Annotated in this window: 6 protein-coding genes and 2 tRNA genes; 4 read left to right on the top strand and 4 right to left on the bottom strand. The window is 72.4% G+C overall.

What is annotated here, in order from left to right; all coding sequences use genetic code 11:
• The first annotated feature begins 88 nt into the window (after nucleotides 1-88).
• Complete coding sequence (locus tag ACFQV6_RS25540; RefSeq protein ID WP_378030111.1) at nucleotides 89-448, top strand: PRC-barrel domain-containing protein; 360 nt, start codon at nucleotides 89-91, stop codon at nucleotides 446-448.
• A gap of 29 nt (nucleotides 449-477) precedes the next feature.
• On the opposite strand, the gene ACFQV6_RS25535 is transcribed toward ACFQV6_RS25540, so the two are convergent.
• Nucleotides 478-1,596 carry a hypothetical protein gene (locus tag ACFQV6_RS25535; protein ID WP_378030110.1) on the bottom strand — a complete coding sequence of 373 codons (1,119 nt, stop codon included), beginning with the start codon at nucleotides 1,594-1,596 and terminating at the stop codon, nucleotides 478-480.
• An 8-nt stretch (nucleotides 1,597-1,604) separates the two neighbouring features.
• Nucleotides 1,605-4,313 carry an ATP-binding protein gene (locus ACFQV6_RS25530; protein ID WP_378030109.1) on the bottom strand — a complete coding sequence of 903 codons (2,709 nt, stop codon included), beginning with the start codon at nucleotides 4,311-4,313 and terminating at the stop codon, nucleotides 1,605-1,607.
• Between the two features lie 89 nt (nucleotides 4,314-4,402).
• Here ACFQV6_RS25530 and ACFQV6_RS25525 point away from each other — a divergent pair, with 89 nt between their 5' ends.
• From ACFQV6_RS25525 to ACFQV6_RS25515, 3 genes are all read left to right on the top strand, one after another.
• Entirely contained in the window at nucleotides 4,403-5,848 is a 1,446-nt protein-coding gene (locus ACFQV6_RS25525; RefSeq protein ID WP_378030108.1) for an FAD-dependent oxidoreductase, read from the top strand.
• A gap of 45 nt (nucleotides 5,849-5,893) precedes the next feature.
• Nucleotides 5,894-6,790 (top strand): LLM class flavin-dependent oxidoreductase, encoded by an 897-nt coding sequence (locus ACFQV6_RS25520; protein ID WP_378030107.1) that lies wholly within the window; start codon nucleotides 5,894-5,896, stop codon nucleotides 6,788-6,790.
• 86 nt (nucleotides 6,791-6,876) lie between these two features.
• Complete coding sequence (locus tag ACFQV6_RS25515) at nucleotides 6,877-8,490, top strand: TlrC/CarA/OleB/SrmB family ABC-F type ribosomal protection protein (protein ID WP_378030106.1); 1,614 nt, start codon at nucleotides 6,877-6,879, stop codon at nucleotides 8,488-8,490.
• Nucleotides 8,491-8,563: 73 nt separating this feature from the next.
• Here the strand turns inward: ACFQV6_RS25515 and ACFQV6_RS25510 are convergent.
• Nucleotides 8,564-8,637 (bottom strand) — tRNA-Glu (locus ACFQV6_RS25510).
• Nucleotides 8,638-8,704: 67 nt separating this feature from the next.
• Nucleotides 8,705-8,778: transfer RNA gene (locus ACFQV6_RS25505), tRNA-Gln, on the bottom strand.
• Nucleotides 8,779-8,920: the final 142 nt, after the last annotated feature.

Here is an 8,920-nt window from a genome sequence, read left to right as displayed (position 1 = left end):
GCGGTCGGCGGGGAGGTCGGCGGGGAGGTCGGCGGGGAGGTCGGCGGGTGGCGGTTTCGGAGGGGGTGGGGTGGGCACTGTGGGGAGCATGTTTCCGGCTGAGAATTTGCGCGACTGGCGGGGTGAGAAGGTCATCGATCCTGAGGGGGACAAGATCGGGGACCTGGAGGCTGTTTACGTCGATACCGCTACTGACGAGCCGTCGTTCGTCACCGTGCGGGTCGGGTTCGTGGGGCGGCATCGGCTGGTTTTCGTGCCCGTGGACGGTGCGACGGTGACGCCGAGTGCGGTGCGGGTGCGCTACGACAAGAAGCTGATCAGCGAGGCTCCGACCATCGACACCGACGGGGAGCTCGCGGCCGCTGACGAGCCGGGGATCTTCGCGCACTACAAGCTGCCGTACCTCACGGGTGGTGCCTCCGGGGCACGAAGGCTGGCGCGCCGCTGAGCTGAGCTCGTGGATGGCCGCGGGCCGATTCACCAGGTGACTGAGGCGAGGCGCAGGTGGCCGAGGCCGGACAGGTCGGCCGGGCTGTACCAGGAGAACAGGTAACGGTTCGGGGTGCTCAGTTCGGCATGGCCGTTGAGGGCGTAACAGCCGTACCCGGTGGTGCCGCACTCGTCCGGGACTCTTCCCGCCGGGCCGCGGTGCCACGGTCCGGTCGGTGAAGTCGCCTCGAAGACCTGGAACCGTCCGCTGGCGAACTCGGTCTGCACGATCATGGCGAGCCGGTGCGCACCCAGCCCGGTGTAGTCGGCGACGTGCACAGACCCGGCAAACGGCACCGAGACGATAGAGACCGCCGCCGCCGGATCAGCGTTCCAGGTACCGGACCACCAGCGATAGCTCGCCGGATCCCCCCACGACACCGGGTCCGCCGCCACCCGAGCCACAATGATCTTGCTGGTCGTTACGTCGTGGCCGAAAAGGTACAGGTAGCCGTCGTCGCCGAAGACCGGGGAGCCGAGCTGCTCGGCAACCGGCAGACCGGCCTCCAGGGGCAGCGCGCCGAACGGCGTGGAGGTGCTGCGGAACAGGTTCGCTGACGGATCGTAAACGGACAGGGTGAGCCGCTGGGTTCGCATGTCCGTTGATGAGAAGACGCAGGTTTCGGCGTACACGAGAAGCAGTTGCTCTGTTCCTGGAATGCGTGCCAGACCCGCGGGCCAGGACGCCGGATAGGGGCTGGTCCCGTCGCAGCCGAGCTCCGCGCTCGCTCGCAGGCCCCGCGGCTGCGGCAAAAAGGGCGACGGCGCGCTGGGTCCCGCCGAGTGCGGCGCGGGCGGCGTCGGCACCTCACGCAGGGCGTTCGGCACAACACCCCGGGTGTACGGCCCGATTGCCGCCGTCGTTCCGGGAAGGAAAGCGGGCCCGTTGCGCTGCGACGTGTCCCCGAACAACCAGAGGCTCTCCCGCACCGACCAGGCGGCGCTGATCCCCGCGTCCCGTGAGATCGGATTGCTCGCCGTGTCCGCCTCCGACACCGGCCGCCCGAGGTCGGTGACGGCCGGCGGCTGGAGGCACGCCGCGAGGAGAACGCAGGACCAAGCAGCGAGGAGACGGCAGGACACAGCGGCCACGACCCGCGCTCGCATCAGTGAAGTCACCGGTCCGACTGGGCGACCAGGCGGATCAGATCAGCGCGCGACGACACGTCCAGCTTGGTGAACACTTTGCGCAGGTGATAGTCGACGGTGCGCGGGCTGAGGAACAACTGCGCGGCCACCTCCCGGTTGGTGGCACCCTCCCCCACGATCCGGACGATCAGCACCTCCTGCGGTGTGAGCTGCTGCAACGTCCCGGGTTCCCGTTTGCGCGCGGTCTCGCCGGTGGCTCGCAGCTCGTCACGGGCGAGCTCCGACCAGCCCGGCAGCCCGAGCCGGTCGAATGTCTCGCAGGCCGCCCGCAGATGCACCCGGGCGTCGTTGCGCCGCCGGCGCCTGCGGAGGTTCTCGCCGTACAGCAGGGCGGTGCGCGCCGCGTCGAACGGCCGCCCGCCGTGCCGGTGCAGTTCCAGCGCCTCCTCGAAATGCGACGGGTCGATCACCAGACCATGGCATCGGGCCACGAGAGCGCGCCCCCAGGCCGATCCGGTCGTCGCGGCCCACGATTCGAGGCCCGACAGCGCGCGGGCCGCCACGGCCGGCCGGTCGCTGCGCACCGCGGCTTCGACGAGGTCAGCGGCGGAGAACACCCGCACGACCGGGTGGGATTCGCCGGGCCCGGCGGCGGCGAGGGCTTCGAGGCGGTCGGCGGCACTTTCCGGGCGGCCCGCGCCCAGGTCCAGCAGGGCCAGGGCCCACGAGGCGATGCCGGCCGCCGGTCCGATGCGGTGACCCAGTGCGTGGGCGTGTGCCGCGGCAGCGTACCCCCGGCACTGTTCTTCCTGTCCCTGAGCCGCTGCGATCCAGGCCAGGACGCTGCGCAGATGGGCCGCGGGGTTGTCCTGGCCGGTCTCGACGGCGACGCGCAGCCCCTCGGTCGCGTTCGCCGTGGCCGCGCTGTACCGGCCGGTCCAGGCCTCCAGCGACGACAGCGGCGCGAGCAACGCGGGCAGGACCGCGGCGGCACCGGCGGATCGGGTACGGGCGACCGCGGCGGTGAACAGTCCGATCGCGACCGCGTCGTCTCCGAGGAACACGGCTCCGGCAGCACTCAGCATCAGCGCTCGGGGGTCGGAGCTGTGTGCGGCGCGGCCGGCGGCGTCGCGCAGGTGTATGACGGCGGCGGCGGTGTCGCCGCTGAGCAGGTTGTCGAAGCCGAGCACGAGATGGGCGCTGAGCGGGACGGCGTCGTCCGGGACCGGCAGCGTCGACAGCAGGCGCGCCACCCGGTGCAGGCCGGGCAGGTCGCCCGCGAGCCAGGCGGCCTGACCGGCCTCGGTGAGCATCCGCGCGGCCCGGACCGGGTCGATCTGGGCGATCGGTTCGGCCCCACCGACCAGGATCGCGTACGCGGAAGTCACCTCGCCGCACGTACCCTCGATCGAGCCACGGAGGTGGTCGGCCCGTCCCCGCAGCAGCGGCGTGCCGGTGAGCGGCCGGGCCTGATCAAGCAGGGCCGTCGCCCGTCCGGTCAGGCCGCCCTGCCAGGCGGCCTCGGCCGCGTCCAGGAGCCGTTCGCCGCGCCGCCCGGGATCGGCCGTCAGCGTGGCCGACCGTTCGTAGGCGCTGGCCGCCGCGGCATGCCCACCCCGCTGCCGGGCCCGGCCGGCCGACCGGTGCAGCTCCGCGGCGATCGCCTCGTCGGGTCCGAGCGCCGCCGCGGCCAGGTGCCACGCCCGCCGGTCCGCGTCGCCTTCGCAGGCCGCCGCGAGCGCGTGCCGGGCGTCGCGGCGCTGCCAGAACGTCGCTCCGCGGTAGACGGCAGTGCGAACCAGCGGATGGCAGAACTCCAGCGTCCGGCCGTCGACCCGGACCAGACCGGCCTTCTCGGCGGCGTCGAGGGCGGCGGCGGGCACGCCCAGGGCCTCCGCGGCCCGCAGGAGCACACCGAGCTCACCGCTGTCCTCGGCCGCGGCGAGCAGCAGCAGCGTCTGTGCCGGCTGGCCCTGGCGGCGTACCCGGTCGAGGAACACCTGCTCGACCTCGGCGCTCACCGGAAGCCGCTCGGGCAGCGGCTCCCGCCCGGCCAGCTGGTCCACCGAGAGGGATTCGGGCAGTTCCAGCAGCCCGAGCGGGTTGCCCGCGGTGCTGGCCACCAGGCTGTCGCGGACTCCGGCGGGCAGGCCGACGCCGGAACGCTCGGCGAGCAGGGCGCCGGCCGCCTCCGCGTCCAGCCCGGTCAGGCGGAGTTCCGGCAGGCCGGGTGCGGCGAAGTGGTCACGGGCGGCGAAGAGCAGGACGACGCCCTCCGCGTCGAGCCGCCGGGCGGCGAACGTGAGCGCTCCGGCCGAGGCGCCGTCCAGCCAGTGCGCGTCGTCGACGAGGCAGAGCAGCGGCCGTTCCTCCGCCGCCTCGGCGAGCACGCTGAGCACGGCGAGCGAGATGAGGAACCGGTCCTCGCCGCCGGCCGGGCCGGTGCCGAAGGCACCCCGCAGGGCCGCGCCGAGCCGGGCGGGAACAGCGTCGAACAGGTCGCCGACCGGGCGCAGGAGCTGGTGCACCGCCGCGAAACCGAACTCCGACTCGGACTCGATGCCGGTGCCCCGCAGGACGCGCATGTCACCGGCGTGCTCCGCGGCGTAGCCGAGCAGGGCGGACTTGCCGATGCCGGCCTCGCCGCGCACCACCAGCACACCGCTGCGCCGACGGCCGGCCGAAGCCAGCATCTCGTCGACGAGGGCGCACTCCCGCTGCCGGCCGTGCAGCATGCCCCGCATCGTAACCGGTGAATTCGCTGATTCGAGCGCTCCGGGTGAAGGCGCAGGCTGCGGGCATCGAATCGACAGAGGAGAACCTGATGAACTCCGCAGATGTGATCGTCGTCGGTGCCGGGCCGACCGGCCTGGCCCTCGCCTGTGAACTGGCGCTCGCCGGTGTCCGGTGCCGCGTCCTGGAACGGCGTGCCGAGGAACCCAACATCACCCGGGCCTTCGCCGTGCACGCCCGCACCATGGAGCTGCTCGACTCGCGCGGGCTCGCCGACGAGGTGCTGCTGCACGGCGTACGCGTCCCCAGCGTCGCCCCCGTTCCCGGAGCCACCCTCGACCTGGGCATCCTGGACACCCGCTTCCCGATGATCTTCATAGCACCGCAGAGCGGCACCGAGCGGGTCCTGCGGGCCCGCGCCGAGCGCCTGGGCGTGCAGATCGTCCGCGGCGCCGAGGTGACCGGCCTGCGCCAGGACGACGACGGTGTCACCCTCGAACTCGGCGGCACACACCCCTCGACCGAGCGGGCCCGGTACGTGGTCGGCTGCGACGGCGCGCACAGTGCCGTCCGCGGCCTGATCGGCGTCGACTTCGAGGGCAAGCAGTACGAGACGCACATCCTGCTCGCCGACGTGCGCCTGGCCGAACCGCCCGAGGAGGCGATGTTCGCCCGGACCAGCACCGAGGGGGCGGTCATCTCCGTACCGTTCGGTGACGGCTGGTTCCGTGTCATCGCCTGGGACCGCGGCCGTGACCAGGTCCCGCTGAAGGAGCCGGTGACGTACGCCGAGATGCGCGACGCCTTCCGCCGGATCGCCGGAAGCGACCTCGGCATGGGCGAACCGCGCTGGAGCACCCGCTTCCTCAGCGAGCGCCGCCAGGCCGCCCGCTACCGGGTGGGCCGGGTGTTCCTGGCCGGCGACGCCGCGCACGTGCACTCCCCGCTCGGCGGGCAGGGCATGAACACCGGCATCCAGGACGCGATGAACCTCGGCTGGAAGCTCGCCGCCGCCGTCCACGGCACCGCCGCCCCGTGGCTGCTCGACAGCTACCAGGGTGAACGGCACCCGGTGGGCGAGCAGGTGCTGAGGCTGACGGACACCTTCAACCGGCTCGTGCTCGGCCGGTCCACGCTGCGCAACTCACTTCAAGCACAGGTCATCCGTACGGTCCTGAGGTTCCACCGCACCCGCCTGGTGATGGCCGAGCGGATCAGCGGCATCGGCATCGCCTATCCGGCCCGTACCCGCCACGACCACGCCCTGACCGGCCGCCGGATGCCCGACGCCGACTGCTCCGGCACACGGCTCTTCGAGCACCTGCGCGACGGCCGGTTCCTCCTGGCCACCCGCGAGCCCTTCGACCCGGGCGGCTCTCAGGCGGTCCACTCGGTCCACTGCCCCGCTCTGCCCGGCGCCTCGATGGTCCTGATCCGCCCCGACGGCTACGTGGCCTGGGCCAGCGACACCATGCTGACCGCCGCGGAAACGTCGGCCGCGACGGCACCGTGGCTCGCCGAAACGGCCCACGTGTAAATCAGCCTCTTGTCCAAATCGCCGGCAACCCCGATCTTTATCGTCATGATCGGCACACCTCACCCGCTCCGGTTCGGGATCAGCATCGATCCCGGGGCCGCCCGCCACAGCGACAACGTCCGGCTGGCACAGGCCGCCGACGAGGCGGGCCTGGACTACCTCGCCGTGCAGGACCACCCCTACCAGCCACAACACCTCGACTCGTGGACGTGGCTGACCTACCTGGCGGGGCAGACGAGCCGGATCACGATGCTGCCGGACGTCGCCGATCTCCAGCTGCGGCCACCGGCGATGCTGGCGAAGGCGGCCACCACGTTCAGCCGCCTGCACGGCGGGCGGCTGGCGCTCGGTGTCGGCGGCGGCGCGTTCGCCGGCGGGGTCGCGGCGATGGGCGGGGTCCGCCGCGGCAACGCCGACGTGGTCACCTACACCGAGGAGGCGCTGCGGATCCTGGGGCCGGCCCTGGCCGGCGACGTCGTCCAGTTCGACGGGCGGCAGCACCGGATCGAGGGCTACCAGGCCGGGCCGGCGCCGGACGAGCCGGTTCCGGTCTGGCTCGGCGCGCAGGGTCCGCGCATGCTGGCCGTCACCGGGCGGGTCGCCGACGGGTGGGTCTCCCCGCTCAACATCTACGTCCGCCCCGACGAGGTGCCGGCCAAGCGGCGGATCATCGACGAGGCGGCCCTGAAGGCGGGACGCGACCCGGCGTCGATCCGCCGCATCTACAACGTCATCGGGACGATCGGCGCCGACAGCGAGGGGCCCGGGCTGGCCGGTGACGCCGAACTGTGGGCCGACACCCTGGCCGGCTGGTCCGAGCGGCTGGGCTTCGACACGTACATCTTCTGGCCCGCGGCCTCACCACGCACCCAGCTGGACCTGTTCGCCACCGAGGTGATCCCCGCGGTCCGGGCCCGATTCGGTGCCGACCTGGCGCACTGAAGTCCGCCCGGCGATCACCTGTGGCTAATGGTTCGTTGCGCAGGCTGTCGTTGATCCGGACCCGGGCCACGCCGGACGCTGGGTGCATGGACATCTCCCAGCTCACCTTCGACCACGTCACCAAGCGCTACAGCGACCGGGTCGTGCTCGACCAGGTGTCGTTCACCGTGAAGCCGGGCGAGAAGGTCGGTGTGGTCGGCGACAACGGCTCGGGCAAGTCCACGCTGCTGCGGCTCATCGCCGGGCAGGAGCGGGCCGACGACGGCGAGGTGACGGTCACCGCACCCGCCGGCGCCGGTCACCTGCCGCAGACGTTGCAGCTGCCACCGGACGCCACCGTGGCCGCCGCGATCGACCTGGCCCTGGCCGGCCTGCGCCGGCTGGAGGCGCGGATCCGGCAGGCGGAAACAGACTTGAGCTCCGGCGCGGCCCGGGCGGCCTACGCGGCGTTGACCGAACAGTACGAGGCCCGCGGCGGGTACGAGGCCGACCTGCGGGTCGGCATCGCCCTCCACGGGCTCGGGCTGCCGCACCTCGACCCCGGCCGGCGGCTCGGCACGATGTCCGGCGGTGAGCGGTCCCGGCTGGCACTGGCGGCCACGCTGGCGTCACAGCCGGAACTGCTGCTCCTGGACGAGCCCACGAACGACCTGGACGATCAGGCGGTCGCGTGGCTGGAGGCGCATTTGATCGGCCACACCGGCACGGTGGTCGCGGTCACCCACGACCGCGTGTTCCTGGAGCGGCTCACCACCACGATCCTGGAGATCGACGCCGGCAAGGTGTCCCGCTACGGCAACGGCTACGACGGCTACCTCACCGCCAAGGCCGCGGAGCGCCGCGGGCGGATCGAGGAGTACCAGCAGTGGCAGGCCGAACTCGCGCGCAACCGGCTTCTCGCGGAGACCAACGTGGCGCGGCTGGACGCGATCCCGCGCAAGGTGCCGCTGAGCGTTTTCGGGCACGGCGGGTTCCGTGCCCGCGGACGTGGCCACGGCGCCATGGTCCGGATCCGCAACGCCAAGGAACGGGTCGAACGGCTGACCGCCCACCCCGTCGCACCGCCACCGGTCCCGCTCGTCCTGTCCGCGCACCTCACCACGACCGGCACCGAGACCCCGCCCGCCGTGGCTGCGGAGATCACCGGCGTACGGGTCGCGCAACGGCTGCACGTCCCGTCCCTGCGAATCGAAGCGGGCGAACGGCTGCTGGTGACCGGTCCCAACGGCGCGGGCAAGACGACGCTGATGCGGGTGCTGTCCGGCGAGCTGCGACCGGACAGCGGATCGGTGCTGGTCACCGGGCGGGTGGGCCAGTTGCGGCAGCAGGAATCGCCGTGGCCGCCCGGCCGGACCGCCCTGGAGGCGTTCGCGCAGGGACGTGACGGCGATCCCGAGGAGCACGCCGGGACACTGCTCGCCCTCGGCCTGTTCCGGCCCGCCGACCTGGGCCTGCGCGTGGGCGAGATGTCCTACGGTCAGCGGCGCCGCATCGAACTCGCCCGGCTGGTCAGCGAGCCCGTCGATCTGCTGCTGCTGGACGAGCCCACGAACCACCTGTCGCCCGCCCTCGTCGAGGAGCTGGAGCAGGCCCTGACGAGTTACCCGGGCGCCCTGGTCGTCGTCACCCACGACCGCCGGATCAGGTCGCGCTTCACCGGCTCACACCTCACCCTGCGCGACGGCCACGTGGTTGACTGAGTCCCACAGCTCCGCACCCCCATCGCTCCGGGACCTGAACGGTCAACAGCCGTCGGCGCCACATCGGATCGAGCAGCGCGGACGGGACTCGAACCCGCACATGTCCCGGGTGAAAACCGGGCGACTCTACCTTTCGTCCACCGCGCCATCGAAGCAATCTTGGACATCTGAACCGCCTATGACCGGCCCATTTGTCCAAGATTCAAGGTCGACGCTGCGGGCGGAGGATTCGAACCTCCAACCTCCCGGTTCAGAGCCGGGTGTGCTGCCGGATTGCACCAGCCCGCATCGCCGGGCCGACGAGGGTGAGACTGCCTCGCCGGCCGGGCCCCAGCGCAGCCGAGAACGGCATGGGCGCTGGTCGTGGCCGCCATCGCGGGCGGCCACTGTGGGGTGAGTAAGGAATGGAAACGGGGTGGGTGAGGAATGG

Origin of the sequence: Actinoplanes sp. GCM10030250, assembly GCF_042666575.1 — a bacterium.
Lineage (GTDB): Bacteria > Actinomycetota > Actinomycetes > Mycobacteriales > Micromonosporaceae > Actinoplanes.
Note: the sequence above shows the minus strand (reverse complement) of the source record. Positions and strands in the feature narration are given on the sequence as shown.